This is a genomic window from Aestuariimicrobium sp. p3-SID1156 (assembly GCF_025144225.1).
GTDB lineage: Bacteria > Actinomycetota > Actinomycetes > Propionibacteriales > Propionibacteriaceae > Aestuariimicrobium.
In genome coordinates, this window is sequence record NZ_JALXXB010000001.1 from 67,789 (window position 1) to 85,515 (window position 17,727).

Consider the following 17,727-nt stretch of genomic DNA (forward strand, 5'->3'; position numbering starts at 1 on the left):
ACGTCGGCGGTCCCAGTGCGTAGATGAGGTGCCGAGTGCGTTGAACCGGCTCCACGTCGGCCGCACACCGCGAGGCTCGGAGCTCACCAGAACACGACCGAGGTGTTGTCGCACTGGGCGCAGGTGTTGGCGATATGCGTCCGAGTGTTGTCCGTCCTCCTGGAGCCCTTCCTTGGGAGGCACCGGCCCGCGCAGGGTTGCCGCATGATCGCCATTCACTCGCGCACCGACCTCCACGCCACCGGACTTGACGACCGAACGATCCTGCGCCTTGAGCGTCAGGGACAGTTGGTGCGCGTCCGCCGCGGTCACTACGTCTGGGCACGTGAGGGCATCGGCGAGCTTGATGTCAGGGGACGCCACGCGCTGGCGTGCCGAGCAGCTCTGCTGGACCGTCCGGAAGCGGTGATCAGCCACGGCTCCGCCGCGACGTTATGGAATCTGCCGGTCCCGAGTTCTGCGCGTGAAGAGGTGCACCTGACGGTGCCCGGGGCGCGTGCTGGACGCGTCCGGGCTGGCATACAGGTGACGCGAGGGCAGTTGCAGGAACTCGACGAGGACGTGCTCGACGCCATGCGCGTGACGACCGTTCCGCGAACCCTCGTCGACCTCGGACGCCACGAGTCCCTGCGATGGACGGTCGCTGCGGTGGACGACGCTCTTCATCGGCAACTATGCACGCTCGAGGAGGTGCTGGCGGCTCTTGAACGGTCGGCACGTGTTCCGGGGATGGTGATGGCCAGACGCGCTGTCCTGCTCGGAGACGCCCGTGCCGAGAGTGTCGGCGAATCACTCAGCCGCATGATGTTCATCGATGCAGCGTTGCCTCCCACCGAGCTGCAGAAGGAGTTCACCTGGCCAGGCGGCCGTGCCCGGGTCGACTTCTGGTGGGGAGGAGGCGTGGTCGGCGAGTTTGATGGCAGGGTGAAATACAGCGGCGATGCCGGTGACCCTGCCCAGGTTGTCTGGGATGAGAAGCGACGCGAGGACGGACTGCGAAGCCTCGGTCTGATCGTGGTGCGATGGACGTGGGACGAGCTGTGGCACACGCCGAAGAAGGTCGTGGCTCGTCTCAGGACGGCGCTGGCGAGGGTTCGCGCCGCTGCCTGAGATCGGCGGAAAACGCAGGGCGCGACGGTCATGGACGGGAAGGCCGGGCTGGCCGAGTCTCATCTGCGTCCGGTCCCCCAGGAGCTGCTACTACGCGCCGTAAATCCGCACTCGGCACCCCGAATACGCACTCGGACCGCCGACGTCGACGGTCCGAGTGTGAAATTACGGGGCGTAGTAGCGAGAGGGGGTGCCGGGGTGGGGGCGCGCCCCGCTCGAGCGCACCCGTGGGCGAGTGGCCTCAGTCGATCTTGACGAACTCGTTGGTCCGGCTGGACTCGATCATGGCCTCGCAGACCTCGACGACGCGGGCGCCTTCATCGAGGGTGACGATGGTCGCGCCCTCCTTGCCCAGCACCGCGTCACGGAAGTTCGCATGCTCGGTGCGGAGCGGCTCGGGCTTCGGGATGGCGAAGCGGGTCATGTCACCCTCGGAGACACCACGGAAGTTCGCGATGTCGTCCCAGGTGGTCTCGACGGTGCCGTTGGCGTAGAAGGTGAGGTCGGCGGTCAGGGTGTCGGCGACGAACATGCCGCGCTCACCGGTGACCATGGTCAGACGCTCCTTGGCGGGGGTGAGCCAGTTGACCATGTGGTTGCTCATCAGACCGCCGGTCAGGGTGCAGGTCGCGGTGACCATGTCCTCATACTGGCGTCCAGACTTGAACATCGAACGGGCAGCGACCCACTCGTACTTGCGCTGGGTCACCCAGGCAGTCAGGTCGATGTCGTGCGAAGCGAGGTCCTTGATCACACCGACGTCGGCGATGCGGTTCGGGAAGGGCCCCTGACGGCGAGTGGCGATCTGGTAGAGGTCGCCCAGATCACCGTTCTCCAGCCGCTTGCGCAAACTCTGCAGCGCCGGGTTGAAGCGCTCAATGTGGCCGACGGCACCGATCAAGCCCTTGGACGCGAAGGCCTCGGCCAGGGTGCGGGCTGCCTGCGTGGACGCGGCCAGCGGCTTCTCGATCAGGGCATGTGCCCCGGCCTCGGCAATCTTGAGGCCGATCTCCTCGTGGTACGCGGTGGGAGCCGCCACCACGACGTAGTCGAGGTTGTTGTCCAGCAGGGCATCGATGTCCGGCAGGACCGGCATCCCGTCGGCAACACCGAACGGGTCCTTGCCGGAGGCGTCCGCCACCGCGACCAGGTCGACCCCGTCGATGGCCTTCAGGTTGCGGGCGTGGTTCTTGCCCATCGAGCCAATGCCGATGAGGCCTGCACGCAGGTTCGCCATGGCTCAGGCACCTGCCTTGACCGCAGCGTTGACGGCGGTCACGATGCGCTCGAGGTCCTCCTGGGACAGCGAGGGGTGCACCGGCAGCGAGATGACCTCGGCGGCCGCCTTCTCGGTCTGCTCGAGGTGCTCGGAGGACTTGAAGGTCTCCAGGCGGTGGTTGGGGATCGGGTAGTAGACGCCGCAACCGACCTGGTACTCATTGCGCAGGGTGTCGACGACCTGGTCGCGGCCCTCGGCGACGCGGATCGTGTACTGGTGGTACACGTGGGTGGCCTCCGGGGCGACCGGCGGGACGACGACGCCCTCGAGGTTCTCGTTGAGGAACTTGGCGTTGGCGCGACGCTTCTCGGTCCAGTCGAGCACCTTGGTGAGCTGGACGCGACCAATGGCGGCGTGCACGTCGGTCATGCGGTTGTTCAGGCCAACGACCTCGTTGGCGTACTGCTTCTCCATCCCCTGGTTGCGGATGAGGCGTACCTGGCGGGCGATCTCCTCGGTCTCGCAGGAGACCATGCCGCCCTCACCGGAGGTCATGTTCTTGGTGGGGTACAGCGAGAACATGCCGAACTGGCCGAAGGTGCCGACGGGGGCACCATTCCAGGTGGCGGCGTGGGCCTGGGCGGCATCCTCGAAGAGCATCAGGCCGTGCTTCTTCGCCAGGGCCTGGAAGGCGTCCACGTTGAAGGGGTGCCCGTAGAGGTGCACCGGCATGATCGCCTTGGTCTTGTCGGTGATCTTGGCCTCGGCGTCGGCCGGGTCCATGCAGAAGTAGTCCGGCTCGATGTCGACGAAGACCGGGGTGGCGCCGGTGATGGCGACCGAGTTCGCGGTGGCGGCGAAGGTGAAGGAGGGCACCAGCACCTCGTCGCCGGGGCCGATGCCGCAGGCCAGCAGGCCCAGGTGCAGCCCGGAGGTGCCGGAGTTGACGGCCACGCAGGTGCGTCCGTTGGTCATGACCTGGGCGAATTCCTCCTCGAAGGTCTTCACCTCCGGGCCCTGGGCGATCATGCCCGACTGCAGGACGCGGTCGACTGCTGCACGCTCGTCGTCACCGATGATCGGCTTGGCTGCGGGAATCATGGCGTTCACTTCGTCTCCTCCACCAGAGTGAGTTGCTCGTTGTTCTCGACGAACTCATCGCCCGTCTTGGGGTCCTTCCAGCGTCCTTCGCCGGCGGGTTCCAGCGGGAAGCCGGAACGACCGACCCACTTGATGCGCCTGGCGGGGACGCCCGCCACCAGAGCGTAGTCCGGGACGTCCTTGGTGACGACAGCGCCTGCGGCAACGGTCGCCCACTCCCCGATCGTGATGGGGGCGACGCACACGGCGCGTGCCCCCACCGAGGCGCCCTTCTTCAGGCTCACGCCGACGGGTTCCCAGTCATGGGCGCTCTTGGACGATCCGTCCGGGTTGCAGGCCCGCGGGAAGGTGTCGTTGGTGAGCACGGCGGCCGGGCCGATGAACACGCCGTCGGCGAGTTCGGCGGGCTCGTAGACCAGCGCGTAGTTCTGGATCTTGCAGTTGTCACCGATGTGCACGTCGGAGCCGATGTAGGCGCCTCGGCCAATGATGACGTTCTTGCCGATCCGTGCTCCACCACGCACCTGCGCCAGGTGCCAGACCGAAGACCCATCACCGATCTCGACGTTGTCGTCCATGTCAGCGGTGGGTTGGATTCGCGCGTTGCTCACATTTCCTCCCAGAAACTTCGGCCCACCGGCGGCAGCCGGCTGGCCAGTGTTCGCATTCTTTCACGCCGGACGCGCCGAGTGGGCGACCCCTCACGTCCTTTGCCGTTCCTCACTCCCCCGGAACCCGGTTTCGCGCACCGGCGCGTCGGGCCCCAGCATGTCGGGCACTGCGTGACGCCGGGCCCAGCTCTCGTCCGAGCCGATCATGAGCGCCCCGAAGGCCAGCGTCCACCACAGCATCGACACGCCGAAGTTCTTGAACAGGTAGAGGTCGAAGGTGAACCCGACCAGGCAGGCACACACCCCTGACACCAGCACCACCAGCGGGGTCGACCCGCCGCGGAACCACTGGGCCACCAGCGGCCACAGCATCGCGACCAGCAGCAGGGTCCCGAGAATCCCCAGCTCCACCAGCACCGTCACGTACAGCGAATGCGCGTGGTAGAGCACGTAACCGAATGGTCCCCAGACCCGACGCGAGCCGGGCAGCCCCTGCCAGCCTGACTCATAGGCGAACCAGGGCCAGATCGTGCCGCTGCCCAGCCCGAACAAGGTCGTGGCCCAGTCCCCCTCGAGGGCGGCGATCCCAGCCCGCCAGCTCATCAGCCGCCCTGACTTCTGGTCCAGACGCCCCAGGATCGGCGAGACCGCCGTGGCCGCGAGCACCCCCAGGAAACCGACGACCAGCACCGAGGGCGGCAGTCTGCGGAGCCGTTCCCCGGCTCCGGTATGTCGCCGGGCGAGCCGAACCACCAGCAGCAGCACCAGCACGGCGAGCACCACCAGACCGCCACGGGAGGCGGTGAGGAACAGGAAGATGAGGTGGAAAACAGCGATCCACTGGCTCATCCGCGTCCGGTAACGCCGAACGGCACAGGCCATCGCGATGGTCATGCACAGCAGCACCACGATCGGATAGACCGCCGCATTGCCGAGCTGTGTCCACAGGCGTATCACCGGACGCCCCTGGGTGATCGAGACCCGAGCCCAGCCGATGATCGTCATCGGCACCATCAGCGCCGAGAGCCGCCACAGCAGCGGAGTCCGTTGGGATCGTGAGGTGACCGCCATCACCAGGAACCCGGCCAGCATCGCCATCACACCGTTGAGTAGCGGCACCCTCACCAGCCACTCCGGCACCTCGCGCACGACGCGTTGCGGGCCGACCCAGATCTCGTGTCGATGGAAGAAGGTGGTGGTGATCGCCCACCCGAACAATGCCAGCCCGAACAGCAGGAACCACCGAACCACCAGCGGCGGGAGCCCCAGCGGGCCCAGCGAGATGTCCTCAGGATCCAGCGCGCCATGGGTGATGCGCGGCCCGCTGCCGCGTCCCCGGAGTCGAAGCACCAACAGCACCACGCCCGTCAGCAGGAAGAAGGGCATCACGGCCGTGAAACCCTGCGCATACGCGGTGCCGGGCAGGGGACCCTCCAGGTTCACCACGCTCATCAGGCAGACCAGCACCAGGAATGCCGTGCCGTACCACCCTGCCGCCCTGTGGAGGACGCCCGGCTCGACGGGGTGGTCGGGAGGGGCCATGCGTGCCAGTCTAGGCATGCGCCCGGTCAGCAGCGTCCGCGTATGCTTCACCCCCGTAGGCTCATCGGGTGTGAGGTGGTCGTGCAGGTGACAAACGAGACGGGTGAGGCGAAGCCTCTGTCCACCCGCACCCCACGCATCCGCAACGAGTTCGTGCGCAATGTGCTCACCCTGATGTCGGGCACCGCGTTTGCGCAGGTCCTCAACATCGTCTCGGTCATCATCATGGGACGCCTGTTCGAGCCCGAAGCGGTGGCGATCTTCGCGCTGGTGTTGGGAGCTGCCCAGATGGTCAGCCCAGTGGCAGCTGGGCGCTACGAGCTGGCCATCGTGCTCCCGGAGAAGGATGACGAAGCCCGCCAGCTGCTGAAGCTCGCGACGCTGATCAATGCCGTCGTGGCGCTGGTCCTCACCGTCTCCATGATCTTCCTGGCCCCCACCGTGGCGGACCTGCTCACCAATGACGCGGACAAACGGCTGGTCCCCGAGCTGGCGAAGTGGCTCTATGCCGCTGGGCCGTTGGCCTGGCTGATCACCCAGCTCACCACGATGACCTACTGGCTGACCCGCACGAAGAACTTCAAGCAGGTCGCCCAGAACAAGATCCACCAGGTCACCTCGGTCACCGGTTTCCAAGCCGGCGCGGGACTGCTGCACCTGGGCGTCTTCGGGCTCGTGGTGGCCGCCCTGGTGGGGTACTCGACGTCGCTGATCAACCTGCTCCGCCACACGCGCGGGCAGTACGCGGTCACCGGCCCAGTCGCCTCGATGCGGACGCTGGCAGCCGAGCACAAGAAGATGCCCCTGCTGAACGGGCCCAATGCGCTGGTCGACTCCGTGCGCCTGAACGGCATCCTGATGATGATCTCGGCGCTGTTCTCAGTCGCGGCCTCCGCCCAGTTCTCGCTGGCCTGGCGGGCCCTGCAGGCACCGATGTCGCTGATCAATGCGGCGGTCTCGCAGGTCTTCTTCCCCCAGCTGGTCCGCGTCGCCCGCGGGCGGATGTTGTCGGTGGTGCGCAAGGCTGTCCTGCGCGGCGTCCTGCTCGGCATCGTGCCTTTTGGGCTGATCTGGCTGCTCTCACCATGGCTGATCCCCTTCGTGCTGGGCGCGAGGTGGCAGGTCGCCGGACTGGTGGCGCAGGTGCTGGTCCCCTGGCTCTTCATGAACTTCATCACCTCCCCGATCAGCACGGTGTTCGTGGTGGTGCGGCGCCAGTTCACGATGCTGCTGTTCGCGATCGTCTACTGCGTGGTGCCGTTGTCGATCATCTGGTTCCGGCACGATGACCTGCTGGAGACGATGGGTCTGGTGGCGTGGTCAATGGCCGGCCTGCTGGTCGGGTTCGTGCTGCTGGCGCTGCTGGTCGCTTGGCAGTTCGACCGGGGCTTCGGTCAGCCCTCTGACCGGGTTGAGGACGCCGAGGATTCTGCGGACGAACGGGTCGAGGCCGCCGAGGAGGTCGTCACCGATGAGGGTCCGCTCGAGCGCTGAACCCCGCCGAGGGTGGCGAAGACTGCGACCCACCACCAGAAGCTGACCGCGAAGTTCTTCAGCAGGTAGTAGTCGAACACGAAGGTGACCAGGCTGGCAACCAGTGCCAGCAGGACGCCCTCGCGCGCTCCCGCCCTGCCGTTCTCGCCAGAGGCCCGGCCCCGTGTACGCCAGGCGTCCCCCACCGCGACGAGAAGGAGCACGATGATGCCGGCGAGCAGCAGCAGCCCGACCAGGCCTAGTTCAACGCCCACACCGAGCGGGACGGAGTGGGGGTTGGTGAGCAGGTCACCCGCGCTGGTGCGGAGGCGTCCACCCCAGGGCAGCCAGTAGAAGCGGGCGTCGAAGGCATACCAGGGCCACACCCGGCCGGACCCGACCCCGAACAGCAGGTCCAGCGGGTCCGCAGTCCACAGCCGCAGGGCGGTCCTTGCATTGATGACCCGCCAGGGGTCGCTGAAGTTGAGCAGGCGGCTGGCCGGGGTGAGCAGCACCAGACCCAGCCCCACCACTCCTGCAATGAGGACGGCGAGGACCAAGCGGGGGTTGAGTTTGGCACCGATCCAGGCCAGAACGAGCACCACGAACGCCGCCAGCGCGAGCAAGCCTGCCCGCGATCCCGTCATCAACAAGCACAGGACCGAGACCGCTGCCAACGCGAGCGAGGCGCGGGGCCGGTGGCGCTGCCAGAAGGCGCCCAGGAAGAGCCCGGCACAGAGCAGGAAGACGAGGTGGACCGTGGACGACCCGCCCATACCGGTGGCCAGTCGGGGCGAGTTGTGGACCTCGATCGCGCGCGGCCACAGGGCCAGCGAGCTGCCCAGCATCAGCGCCGCAAGCCACCACATCCGCTCCAGCCGGGAGCGAGCGGGTATCAGCGCCATCGCCAGCGCGGCGGCGGCCATGGTGACCCACGCGGTCACCAGCGGGACGATGCGGTAGAGCAGGGGCGCCGGCATCAGCACGCGTGGCGGGGCGGCGGTGGGCAGGGTGCGCCAGGGCCACAGCGGCGGTCCGCTGACCAACGCCGACCCGATCCCCCAGGCGACCAGGGCGGTGAAGAGCCCGGCGACCGTCCAAGCCGGCCGTGACAGGCGGGCTCGCAGGGTGATCGCCAGCGGTGCCCCGACGAGCAGGAAGAGGCTGAAGCCGATCAGCAACGCGCTCCAGACCCAGCCCGGCCCGACCAGGCCCCGGCGCAGGTCGAACAGCTGCATCAGCAGGAGGATCGGGAACAGCAGCCAGCTGGTGAGCGTCCACAGGCCCCATCGCTGGCGCGCCCGGCGGCCGGGTTCAGTACTCACAAGGCCCCCTCGGATGCACTCAGGAGGCCCACTGCCCCGAGTAGTAGAGCCAGGCCCAGGTCGCGGCCAGGATCACCGACAGCGTACCCAGCACGCCGAGGGTGAGGGTTTCGAGTTCGCCCCCGCGGCGTCCGCGGCGGTGGAAGGGGCGGCCGAGGACCGCCCCCAGCATCAGGAAGAGCGGGAACCAGAGCAGCACGGCGCGGTTGACCGACATGTACCAGTAGCTGGTGCCGAAGGCTGCCAGTTGGACGCCGACCCAGGCGGCCTCGGCCCAGCGCTTGCGCAGCAGGCAGGCCAGGGTGGTCACCAGGCCCACCGCCATCGCGACGATCTCGGCGAAGAAGACCGGCGCCACCAGCCTGCGTCCGGGCCAGCTCTCCGGTTGCGCGGCTCGCCAGGTGTGCAGAAGGGCATCCTTGGGGTGGGTGAACCTGCGCCCCCAGCCGGCCTGCTGGGCCTGCAGCCAGGCGGTCCAGGAGCCGGTGAGTCCGTGCAGCCACCAGGCGTAGGCGCCGAGGACCGCCAGGGGCAGCAGCAGCCAGGCGGCGTCCCTGAGGCGGATGGACCAGTCGTCGCGCCAGACCTCGTCATCACCATTGCCGATTAGGGCGAGCACGAGCAGAGCGACGACCAGGAAGAGCCCGGAGATGCGGAGGCTGCAGGCCAGCGCGGCAAGGACCCCGGCCTGGGCGAAGTGTTTGTCGCGGGCCCGTTCCCAGGCCCAGAAGGCGGCGGCACAGAAGGGTGCCTCGGTGTAGGCCACGGAAGTGAAGACGGTAGTGGGCGCGAGCAGCCACAGACCGGCAGCGATGGCTCCGGTGGCGGGCTGCGAGGCCGGGCCGAAACCCCACCCTCGGGATCCGAGCCGGTACAGCGCCCAGGCGGCCAGTCCGCAGCAGAGGAATGAGAGCAGCGCCCCAGCCAGGGCGGTGTCGGCGCCAAGGGCATGCAGGCCCCGCAGCACGAGCGGCAGGCCGGGGAAGAAGGCGACATCGGTGTCCTTGGTGTAGCCGTGCTCGGCCAGCCGGGTGTAGATCGCGGCATCCCAGCCGCGCAGGGCCTCACGCACGGGGCGGTTGCCGGCCGCGACCCACACCAGGACGCCCACCAGCAACAGCCTGCTCGCGGCCCAGGTGATGGCCACCGCCAGCGCGGGCTGCGCAGCCCTCGCCACGGCCCGTGAGCGGGGGCGGCTCATCGGGCGGGGAGGGGCGGGGTGGTCATCCAGGCGGCATCCGCCACCCCGTCCAGTGTCCCGCCCTGGGGATCGTCCGCACCGAAACGGCGGATCGGGTCGCGCCAGGGTTCGAGCATGTCCCGGACAATGGTCCACACGATCCAGCCGGAGGCCGCGAGACGAATGATGATCGCCGGCGGGTAGCCGATGTCCTCACCCGGGCCGAGGCGGATGTTGCCCTGGAGGTGGCCCCAGACGGCCAGGAAGTAGAGCAGTTCGGCGCCGCTGTAGAGGGTCCAGTCACGCAGGTTCGGGCGGGCGAGCGCCACCCAGCCGAGGCCCCACAGAACGTATTGCGGGGAGTAGGTGGGGGCGAGCATGAGCCCGGCGAGCATGAACAGGCAGGCCAGTTGGGCCACCCGGGGCCGGCGCGGCGAGCGCAGGGCGAGCAGGGCGATGCCGGCAAAGGCCACTGCGATCGTGGCCTTGCTGAGACCGGGGATCAACTGACCGGCGAGCCCCGCGTCCTTGAGGATGTACCACATCGACCCCAGCCCAGCCTCGGGGTCGAGTTGGGCCAGGTACGCGCGCCGCACCGCAGAGGCGCTGCGGGTCGCGGCCAGCGCCACGACCACCAGCAGGGCCGCGAGCAGGCCCAGGCTGTAGCGCAGCAATTCCTCAAGCTGACCAGCGCGGACGCAGCAGATCGCCAGGGCCAGCACCAGCACCATGGGGGCGATGCCGGCGCCCAGGGCCACGCCGGTCAACACCCCCGCTGCCAGGACCTGTCCGCGCGTCCAGAGCATCAGCGCGACGGCTGTCAGGGCGGGGGCGACCAGGTCCCAGGCAATCAGCCCGGTGCTCAGGATCCCCACCGATGAGGCGATGAAGAGCGCGTCGAAGCTGCGAGCAGGGCCCGACACGAGGCGACCGCGGGCATCACGGCGGCGGCCGCGAGTCGAGTCGCGTCCCATCAGCATGTGCGCAACGACCCAGGCCAGGAAGAAGCAAAACAGGACCACGGCATTGGTCACCAGGAAGACATTGCCCAGGTTGAGCTCCTGCTGGGCGCTGAGTCCCGACCCGGCGGGCAGGAAGAGCTCCAGGAGGATGCGCTGCACGCTGATCAGGAAGGAGATGACCGGCAGTTGCGGGAGCTGCGTGGCGTCCCCCAGGGTCGGCAGGCCCCGCGACCAGCCATTGGAGGCCCAAACGATCGGCACGTCGGAATAGCACATCCGCAGCATCGTCTTGATCGGGTCGTTCGGGTTGGTCTGCATGCAGGTGGACTGATGCAGCATCCTGACCCACCAGAGCAGCGTGGCGACCAGCAGCACCCAGGGCGCCGGGTCATAGAAGAGGCCGGCCGGCCGGGCATGACGCCCGCTGGGGCCACCCAACCGCCTACCCGTCAACCCCATCTGTTCAGCCACGCTCACCCGGACACTGTGCCACGTCTGCAGCCCAGCTGGCGCGTCACCACATCACGGACCGGTGGACGCAGTCGGTTCGGAGGTGCGGGCCGCCGTCGTTCGGGCGGTCGGCTCGGCAGGCGGCTGCGTCGGGCGGGTGGTCGGCTCGGCAGGTGGCTGCGTCGGGCGGGTGGGTTGAGTCGGCTCGGGAGCAGCCTCGGTGGTTTGGGTCGGTGGTGCAGACGTGCTGGGCTCCGTGGTGGTCTCCGTGGCAGAACTCGTGGGTGCCTCGGTCGTCGGAGGGGCGCTGCTGGTGGCGGGTTCGGAGGTCGTGGGTGCCTGGCTCGATTCGGGGACCGTGACCGACGGCTCCGAATTGGTCCCGGGGGCCCGGCTCGGTTCCTCGCGGTTTCCGGTGTTGACCCAGGCCGGTTCGTCGAAGTCGAGGGGCTCCTTGCCCTTCATCGCGACCTTCATGAACTCAGCCCAGGTCTGGGCCGGGTAGGTGCCGCCGAAGAAGGTGCCGTCACCGGGGCGCTTGTAGGGGTCGAGGTCACCGTTGCCGCCGTCGCCGGCCACGAACATCACCGAGGTGGAGATCTGGCGGGTCGCGGCGACGAACCAGGCCGAGGTGATCCGCTCCTCCACCCCCGAGGTGCCCGTCTTGCCGGCGATGGGGAAACCGAGATCGCTCACGGCCCGACCGGTGCCCTGGTCCACCACAGACTTCAGCGCGTGGGTGACGTCGGCAGCGATCGGCTTCTCGATCGCCTGGGTGGTGGCCCCCTTGGCGGTGAACAGGGTCTTGCCGTTGATGTCCTTGACCTGCTTGATGACGTGGGCGTTGCTGCGCTTGCCGCTGTTCACCAGAGTGGCGAAGCCGATCGCATTGTCCAGCGGGCTGACCTCGGCCGTTCCCAGCGCGATGCGGTTGTTCAGGTCCCAGCCGGAGCGGGTGGGGATGCCGGCATCATTGGCCGCCTTGACCACCTTGGCGGGGCCGCTCTGCAGCTGTTGGGTCATGTCCACGAAGGCGGTGTTGACAGACTTCTCCAACGCCTCGGACAGGCTCACCTCGCCGTACTGGTAGCCGAACTCGTTGCGGACCTCGGTGGCATCGCCCTCGGGGGTGAAGGTGTTGCCGTTGAACTGGGAGTACAGGCTCTTCCCGTTGCGCAGTGCGGCCACCGCTGCCCAGACCTTGAAGGTGGACGCCGAGGGGCGCGCGGTGGTCGACCAGTTGCGGGAGTTCTTCAGGTAGTCGGGGCCGCCGTACAGGGCCAGCACCTCACCATTCGTGGCGTCCACCGAACTGATGGCCACGTGCAGGTTGGCCGCGTCCTGCTGTGGTTCGGCCGAACTGGCGACCTTGCGGGTCATCGACTGGGCGGTGCTGATCGCATGCTGTTGCAGCATCGCGTCGAACGTGGTGGTGACCCGCAGGCCGCCGCCGTTGATCTGGGCGTCGGTGAAGCCCTGGTTGAGGAGTTCCTCGTGGACCATCGCCATCAGGTGCCCCTGAGGCCCGGCATAGCGGTTGTTCAGCGGCACCTCGGGGAACGGCGGCAGCGCCTTCCATGCCTTGCCATGCTGGGCCTGGGTGATGGTGCCCATCTCGAGCATGCCGTCAAGGACGTAGCGGTACCGGTTGAGCAGCCGTTCCTCGTTCTTGGCGCCCGCACTCGGATCGAACATGGTCGGGTTGTTCAGCACGGACGCCAGCACTGCGGACTGCTCGAGGGTCAGCTTCTTCGCGTCCGTGAGGAAGTAGGCGCGGCTGGCCGCCTGGAGACCGTAGGCGCCACGGCCGAAGTAGATGGTGTTGAGGTAGTCCCGGAGGATCTCCTCCTTCGGCTTCTCCCGCCCCATTTTCACCGCCAACGCCAGTTCCCGCATCTTGCGGGTCATGGTGCGGTCGGAGGTGAGGTAGTAGATCTTGATGTACTGCTGGGTGATGGTCGACCCGCCACCCTGGATCTCGCCGCCGCGGAGGATGGACCAGGCTGAGCGGGCGATACCGCTGGGCGAGATGCCCCGGTCGGTCCAGAAGGTCCGGTTCTCCGCGGCGATGACCGCATCCTTGGCGTACTGACTCATGTCGGCGTACGGGATGGTCTGTCGGTTCTGCACCGCGAAATTGCCCAGCTTGGTGGTGCCGTCGCGGTAGTAGATGAAGGTGGTGTTGGTGGCGAAGTCCTTGTTCGGGTCGGGCAGCTCGGTGCGCTGGTAGAAGACCAGGGCGGCGATGACTGCGACCAGCGCGAGCACGAGGCTGAGGATGCCCAGCACCGCGAAGCTGCGCCCAACGAAGGTGAGGATCGGGGATCGACGTCGATGCCCCGGCTTCCTGCGTCCCTTCGCGGGAGCGCGTCCGGTCGTGGTTCGCCTAGCCATAGATGTCCTCGACTGTCTCCTCGCGGCGCGGGGCACGCCGCTTCCTGCCATCACCCAGCACGAAGGACCGGGTCATGTGGTTCCACCGGCAGTCGGGGCAGACCTCGACCTCCCTCACGGTGAACTCTCCGAAGGAGTCCTGCATCTCCTCCAGCTCCTCCGGGCTGCGAATCCGCCCCGAATACTGGCCGAGCTGGTCACCGAACACGTAGTCCAGCAGCATCAACCGGTCGGACGCGCAGATTGGGCACTCCTGCCCGGCCAGGCGCCCGTGGTGGAGTGCGGACTTGACCAGGATCGGCTCGGCGTCGCAGGGGTCGTCCTCGTTGAGCGCACGACCGGGCCGCCTCAGCGCTTCGAGTTTGGCCCGGCGCTGCAGCGCATAACTGACTTCCTGACGTTGCGACCACATCACATCAAGGGTAAGTGGTCGCGCCAAGAGTCCTGTGGACACGTGTCAGGGCATTCAGCGACGTTCCGCGCTGGACGCGATCACACGCCAGCCACCCTCGCCCTCCTCATCGTCGACCAGGGGGAGCGGTCCGTACTGTTCGCGCAACCCGCGCAGGGTCTCCACGTGCTGCCACAACGCCCGGTCCTCCGGCGTGGAGGGCCGGAACTGCGGTGCGGTCAGCGGCCTCCCGTGGTCATCGAGGGAGACGTAGGTGGCGGAGCAGTGCAGGGCCGGCTGCAGCATGTCCTCTCCGGTGCGCGGGTCGCCGCTGCGCAGGTGGACGCTCATGTGCATGGCGTGCTTACCGGTGTGGAGCAGGCGGGCCTCGACCTCGACCAGGTCACCGATGTGAATGGGCTTGTAGAAGCGGATTCCACCAGCGTACACGGCGACGGTGGGGCGGCGAACCCATCCCATGGAGCACGCGGTGGCGGCTTCGTCGACCCACTCCATGGCGGTGCCGCCGTGGACCTTGCCGCCCCAGTTGACGTCGGTGGGTTTGGCGAGGAAGCGCGTGGTCAGGCGAGGGGCCGTTCCGGCGTCGGTGTAGACCTGCTTGGCCATCTCCTCCTCGATGGCCTCGCGCAACTCGATCCGGGACAGGGCCGCCTCCTTCAGGTGCTTCTCGGCCGGGGTGGAGGGCTCGAAGGAGGGGACCTCGGTGGGCTGGCCGTGCTCGTCGACGGCGACGAAGATCACCAGGCAGTCACAGGCGCGGGTCCAGACCCCGTCGCGAGGATCAGCCGAGAGCACCTCGTTGACGATGTGCATGCTGGAGCGCCCGGTGTGGGCGATCCGGGAACGCACCTCGACCAGGTGGCCCGAGGGGATCGGTCGGGTGAAGTGGATGTGGCCGAAGTAGGCGGTGACGCAGTACTGCGAACTCCACTGGGTGGCGCAGGCATAGGCACCCTTGTCGATCCACTGCAGGACGCGTCCCCCGTGCACACCGAGGGAGTCGGAGAAGAGCACGTCGGTGGGAGCGGCCATGAACCGCATGGTCGTGGAGGTTCTGGGAGCCATGGGATGAGCGTAGGGCAACACGCTAACCGCTGAAATGCCACTCCATCCGGCTGCGGTACTCCTCGCTCGGACGCAGGATCACATCGTCAGCCCAGGATTGGTTCGGCGAATCCGGGTGGACGTGGGGCTCCAGTGCGATGGCGTCACCCTGCCGAAGGCGTCCATTGCGGGAGGCCCAGGTGCCGTCCAGGAAGTTACCTGTGTAGATCTGGAGTGCGGGCGCGTCGGCGTGCAACTCCATCCGTCGCCCGGACCCCGGATGCTCCAGCGTGGCAACGACCCTCAAGCCCGATCCGTTGAGGTCGAAGGAGTGGTCGATGCCCTTGGCCAATTCGATCTGCTCGTGGGCTTCGCGCACCCGATCCCCGATCCGGGCCCCCTGGCGCAGGTCGAAGGGAGTGCCCTCCACCAGGACCGGACCCGACACTGGGATCGAAGCGGAGTCGATCGGCACATAGCCATCGGCATCCACCGTGAGGACGTGGTCGTCGAGGCTGCCGCCACCGGCCAGATTCACGAACAGGTGACTGGTCAGGCAGAGCGGAGTGGCGCGGTCGGTGGTGGCTGCCAGCTCAAGCCCGAAGCCATCGTCCAGCAGCCGGTAGGTGGCGCGGATCTCCACCTCGCCGGGGAAGCCCTGGTCACCATCAGGACTGGTCAGCGCGAAAGTGATGACGTCCTCCGTCTGGTCGGTGACGCGCCAGACCCGCTTTGAAATGCCTCCAGGGCCGCCATGCAGGCTGGTGGTCCCCTCATTGGTGTCGAGAACGAACTCCTCCCCGTCGAGGGTGAAACGTCCGTTGGCGATGCGGTTGGCATAGCGGCCGACGACGTCGCCGAAGTAGCTCGCCGAGCCGATCAAATGCTGGGCGAGGGTATCGAAGCCAACCAGCACCTCACTCCCGGCGTCCCCGGCCTGCAGGCGGTAGCTGCTGGCGCTCGCACCCAGGTCGAGCAGCTGGAGTCGAGCTCCCGAGGGGCTTGTCAGGGTGTAACGGCGAACGTCTTCGCCGGTGGGAGTGGTACCGAACAGTTCGGTCACTTCGTGTCCTCTCCGGTGAAGATGGCACGCAGGGTCTCGATCGGCAGTTTGGGGACGCGGTTCTCATCGCACAAGCCGTTCGCCTCCTGCAGGGTGTCCGTCAGCTGGGTCCAGCAGAAGCCTCGCACGATGCTGGAGGCCAGCACCGGCTCCATGATGTCGCGCATGCGACGCTCGTAGTCATCGGCGTCTCGCGCGGAGGAGTATCCCCAGGTCTGGTCGGCGCTGGGGACGGTGACGAACTCAACCCCACCGAACTCGGTCAGGAGGACGGGTGCTTCCGAGGACTGGTCCTCACCGACGACCAGGACGCGTCCCGCGGGGCCGGTGGTCGCGAGCATGGTCTGGATGCCATCGAGGGTGTACCTGTCGGCCAACACCTCCCGGCGCCATTCGTAGTCATGGATGGTCAGCAGGTCGGAATCGGCGTGCTCCCAACCATCGTTGGAGATCACCGGCCGGGTCGGGTCCAGGGCCCGGGTCAGGTCGGAGATGCCACGGCTGAAGGCAGCCTGGGCGGGATCCCGGGAAACATGGGTGATTCCCCAGGACTCGTTGAACGGGGTCCAGGCGATGATCGAGGGATGCCCTTCATTGGCCCGCACGATGTCGACCCATTCGACCGCGAATCGCTGGATGGCCACCGAATCGAAGGTATAGGCGGAGGCAGTTTCGCCCCACACTGTGAGGCCCATGGTGTCGCAGAAGAACAGGAAGCGCGGATCCTCCACCTTCTGGTGGATGCGGCAGTTGTTGAGCCCCATGTCGAGCATCAGTTGAACCTCCGCCTTCATCGCCTCCACCGAGGGCGGGGTCAGGCACGACTCGTGCCAGTAGCCCTGCTCCAGCACCGAGCGGAGGTAGATCGGGAAGGAGTTGATGGTCATCCCAGCCCGGCTCGCACCCACCTGGCGGTACCCGAGGTAGGAGCGGGTCTCGTCGGGGATGTCCCCATGCACCACGACCCCGGCGTCCATCAGCACGGGACGTTGCGGCATCCAGACGAACCGCTCGAGGTCCACACCGTTGGTCACCCGGGTCAGATCGACGGTGACGGTCGCTGCCTGCTCAGCCAGCAGAGCGGTGGTGTGGCCGATCAGATCACCGTCGAAGGCGATGGCGATCTCGACCTGGGTCGCTTCGGCCGGACGACGGTTCAGCTCAACCAGCGCCTCGACTCGGCCTGAGGTGATGTCGGGACGGAAGACCAGACGGGTGAGATGGAGCGGCGGAACCGACTCGAGCCACACGGTGCGCCAGATGCCGGTGGTCCGCTGGTACCAGATGACGTGCGCTTCGGGGAGCCAGTCCTGCTTGCCGCGGGGCTGGCGGCAGTCCAGCGGGTCGTCGAAGGCACGAACCGTAACGACATGGGTGTCGACCTCTGGGTCCAGCGCCCTCGTGATGTCGAAGCTGAAGGGTGTCTGCCCACCCAGATGGGTGCCGACCTGCTGACCATCAACGAAGACGGTGGTCTCATAGTCGACCGCACCGAAGTGCAGCACCAGCCGGCGTCCCTCGCTGTGACCGGCGGACTCGAGATCGGCGGCGGTGATCTCAATGCGGTACCAGACGCACGGGTGATAGCCGGTCTCCTCGATTCCCGACAGCTTCGATTCCGGAGGGAAGGGCAGCTGAATCTCACGCGAGAACGGCTCGGCACTGCTGTACCACCTCTCATCCAGGCCCACCAGGTCGTCATCGTGGGCGAAGCCGACCTTGCGGTCCAGCAGGGTCGACTTCCCGCGGACCATCAGCGGGCGTGGGTAGTGCCCGTCCTGCTTCGAAGCCGGGGAGGTGCAGGCCAGCGTTGCGGCCGAGGTGGTCATGGCTACTCCAGG

Annotated in this window: 14 protein-coding genes; 2 read left to right on the forward strand and 12 right to left on the reverse strand. The window is 67.5% G+C overall.

The features are described 5' to 3' along the window. The first annotated feature begins 204 nt into the window (after positions 1 to 204). Positions 205 to 1,110 carry a type IV toxin-antitoxin system AbiEi family antitoxin domain-containing protein gene (locus M3G03_RS00315; RefSeq protein WP_259807245.1) on the forward strand — a complete coding sequence of 302 codons (906 nt, stop codon included), beginning with the start codon at positions 205 to 207 and terminating at the stop codon, positions 1,108 to 1,110. Positions 1,111 to 1,351: 241 nt separating this feature from the next. On the opposite strand, the gene M3G03_RS00320 is transcribed toward M3G03_RS00315, so the two are convergent. The 4 genes from M3G03_RS00320 to M3G03_RS00335 all read right to left on the reverse strand — a co-directional run bounded on the left by M3G03_RS00320 (position 1,352) and on the right by M3G03_RS00335 (position 5,583). Then, positions 1,352 to 2,347, reverse strand: coding sequence for a Gfo/Idh/MocA family protein (locus M3G03_RS00320; RefSeq protein ID WP_259807246.1), 996 nt, complete (start codon positions 2,345 to 2,347; stop codon positions 1,352 to 1,354). Positions 2,348 to 2,350: 3 nt separating this feature from the next. Then, the gene (locus M3G03_RS00325; protein WP_259807885.1) at positions 2,351 to 3,430 is read right to left on the reverse strand and encodes a DegT/DnrJ/EryC1/StrS aminotransferase family protein; all 1,080 of its coding nucleotides are present in this window, start codon (positions 3,428 to 3,430) and stop codon (positions 2,351 to 2,353) included. Positions 3,431 to 3,435: 5 nt separating this feature from the next. Beyond that, positions 3,436 to 4,008, reverse strand: coding sequence for an acyltransferase (locus M3G03_RS00330; RefSeq protein ID WP_396121852.1), 573 nt, complete (start codon positions 4,006 to 4,008; stop codon positions 3,436 to 3,438). 123 nt (positions 4,009 to 4,131) lie between these two features. Next, positions 4,132 to 5,583: an O-antigen ligase gene (locus M3G03_RS00335; protein WP_259807250.1), complete on the reverse strand. Its 1,452-nt coding sequence runs from the start codon at positions 5,581 to 5,583 to the stop codon at positions 4,132 to 4,134. Positions 5,584 to 5,670: 87 nt separating this feature from the next. On the opposite strand from M3G03_RS00335, the gene M3G03_RS00340 reads away from it, so the two are divergent. Further along, positions 5,671 to 7,077, forward strand: coding sequence for a lipopolysaccharide biosynthesis protein (locus tag M3G03_RS00340; protein ID WP_259807252.1), 1,407 nt, complete (start codon positions 5,671 to 5,673; stop codon positions 7,075 to 7,077). Here the strand turns inward: M3G03_RS00340 and M3G03_RS00345 are convergent. From M3G03_RS00345 to M3G03_RS00380, 8 genes are read right to left on the reverse strand one after another with little or no spacing between them, the layout of a single operon-like run. Further along, positions 6,978 to 8,381, reverse strand: coding sequence for an O-antigen ligase family protein (locus M3G03_RS00345; protein ID WP_259807254.1), 1,404 nt, complete (start codon positions 8,379 to 8,381; stop codon positions 6,978 to 6,980). The genes M3G03_RS00340 and M3G03_RS00345 overlap by 100 nt on opposite strands. 19 nt (positions 8,382 to 8,400) lie before the next feature. Further along, a complete protein-coding gene (locus M3G03_RS00350) occupies positions 8,401 to 9,582 on the reverse strand; it encodes a mannosyltransferase family protein (protein ID WP_259807255.1) in 1,182 nt (393 codons plus the stop codon). Further along, entirely contained in the window at positions 9,579 to 11,000 is a 1,422-nt protein-coding gene (locus M3G03_RS00355; RefSeq protein ID WP_259807258.1) for a hypothetical protein, read from the reverse strand. Before M3G03_RS00355 ends, M3G03_RS00350 begins: the two co-directional genes overlap by 4 nt. A gap of 45 nt (positions 11,001 to 11,045) precedes the next feature. Then, positions 11,046 to 13,367 carry a transglycosylase domain-containing protein gene (locus tag M3G03_RS00360; RefSeq protein WP_259807261.1) on the reverse strand — a complete coding sequence of 774 codons (2,322 nt, stop codon included), beginning with the start codon at positions 13,365 to 13,367 and terminating at the stop codon, positions 11,046 to 11,048. After that, positions 13,360 to 13,779, reverse strand: a complete 420-nt coding sequence (locus M3G03_RS00365; RefSeq protein WP_259807263.1) for a DUF5318 domain-containing protein — start codon at positions 13,777 to 13,779, stop codon at positions 13,360 to 13,362. The genes M3G03_RS00360 and M3G03_RS00365 overlap by 8 nt, the downstream gene beginning before the upstream one ends. 54 nt (positions 13,780 to 13,833) lie before the next feature. Further along, on the reverse strand, positions 13,834 to 14,844 hold the full coding sequence (locus tag M3G03_RS00370) for an acyl-CoA thioesterase (protein ID WP_259807264.1): 1,011 nt from the start codon (positions 14,842 to 14,844) through the stop codon (positions 13,834 to 13,836). A gap of 22 nt (positions 14,845 to 14,866) precedes the next feature. Further along, complete coding sequence (locus M3G03_RS00375; protein ID WP_259807267.1) at positions 14,867 to 15,886, reverse strand: aldose epimerase family protein; 1,020 nt, start codon at positions 15,884 to 15,886, stop codon at positions 14,867 to 14,869. Continuing rightward, complete coding sequence (locus tag M3G03_RS00380; protein ID WP_259807269.1) at positions 15,883 to 17,715, reverse strand: glycoside hydrolase family 2 protein; 1,833 nt, start codon at positions 17,713 to 17,715, stop codon at positions 15,883 to 15,885. The genes M3G03_RS00375 and M3G03_RS00380 overlap by 4 nt, the downstream gene beginning before the upstream one ends. Positions 17,716 to 17,727: the final 12 nt, after the last annotated feature.

Coding starts and splice junctions, on each gene's coding strand:
- M3G03_RS00320 (WP_259807246.1), bottom strand. CDS start 2,347: ATGGCGAACCTGCGTGCAGGCCTCATCGGCATTGGCTCGATGGGCAAG.
- M3G03_RS00335 (WP_259807250.1), bottom strand. CDS start 5,583: ATGGCCCCTCCCGACCACCCCGTCGAGCCGGGCGTCCTCCACAGGGCG.
- M3G03_RS00325 (WP_259807885.1), bottom strand. CDS start 3,430: ATGATTCCCGCAGCCAAGCCGATCATCGGTGACGACGAGCGTGCAGCA.
- M3G03_RS00360 (WP_259807261.1), bottom strand. CDS start 13,367: ATGGCTAGGCGAACCACGACCGGACGCGCTCCCGCGAAGGGACGCAGG.
- M3G03_RS00315 (WP_259807245.1), top strand. CDS start 205: ATGATCGCCATTCACTCGCGCACCGACCTCCACGCCACCGGACTTGAC.
- M3G03_RS00330 (WP_396121852.1), bottom strand. CDS start 4,008: ATGGACGACAACGTCGAGATCGGTGATGGGTCTTCGGTCTGGCACCTG.
- M3G03_RS00350 (WP_259807255.1), bottom strand. CDS start 9,582: ATGAGCCGCCCCCGCTCACGGGCCGTGGCGAGGGCTGCGCAGCCCGCG.
- M3G03_RS00365 (WP_259807263.1), bottom strand. CDS start 13,779: ATGTGGTCGCAACGTCAGGAAGTCAGTTATGCGCTGCAGCGCCGGGCC.
- M3G03_RS00370 (WP_259807264.1), bottom strand. CDS start 14,844: ATGGCTCCCAGAACCTCCACGACCATGCGGTTCATGGCCGCTCCCACC.
- M3G03_RS00380 (WP_259807269.1), bottom strand. CDS start 17,715: ATGACCACCTCGGCCGCAACGCTGGCCTGCACCTCCCCGGCTTCGAAG.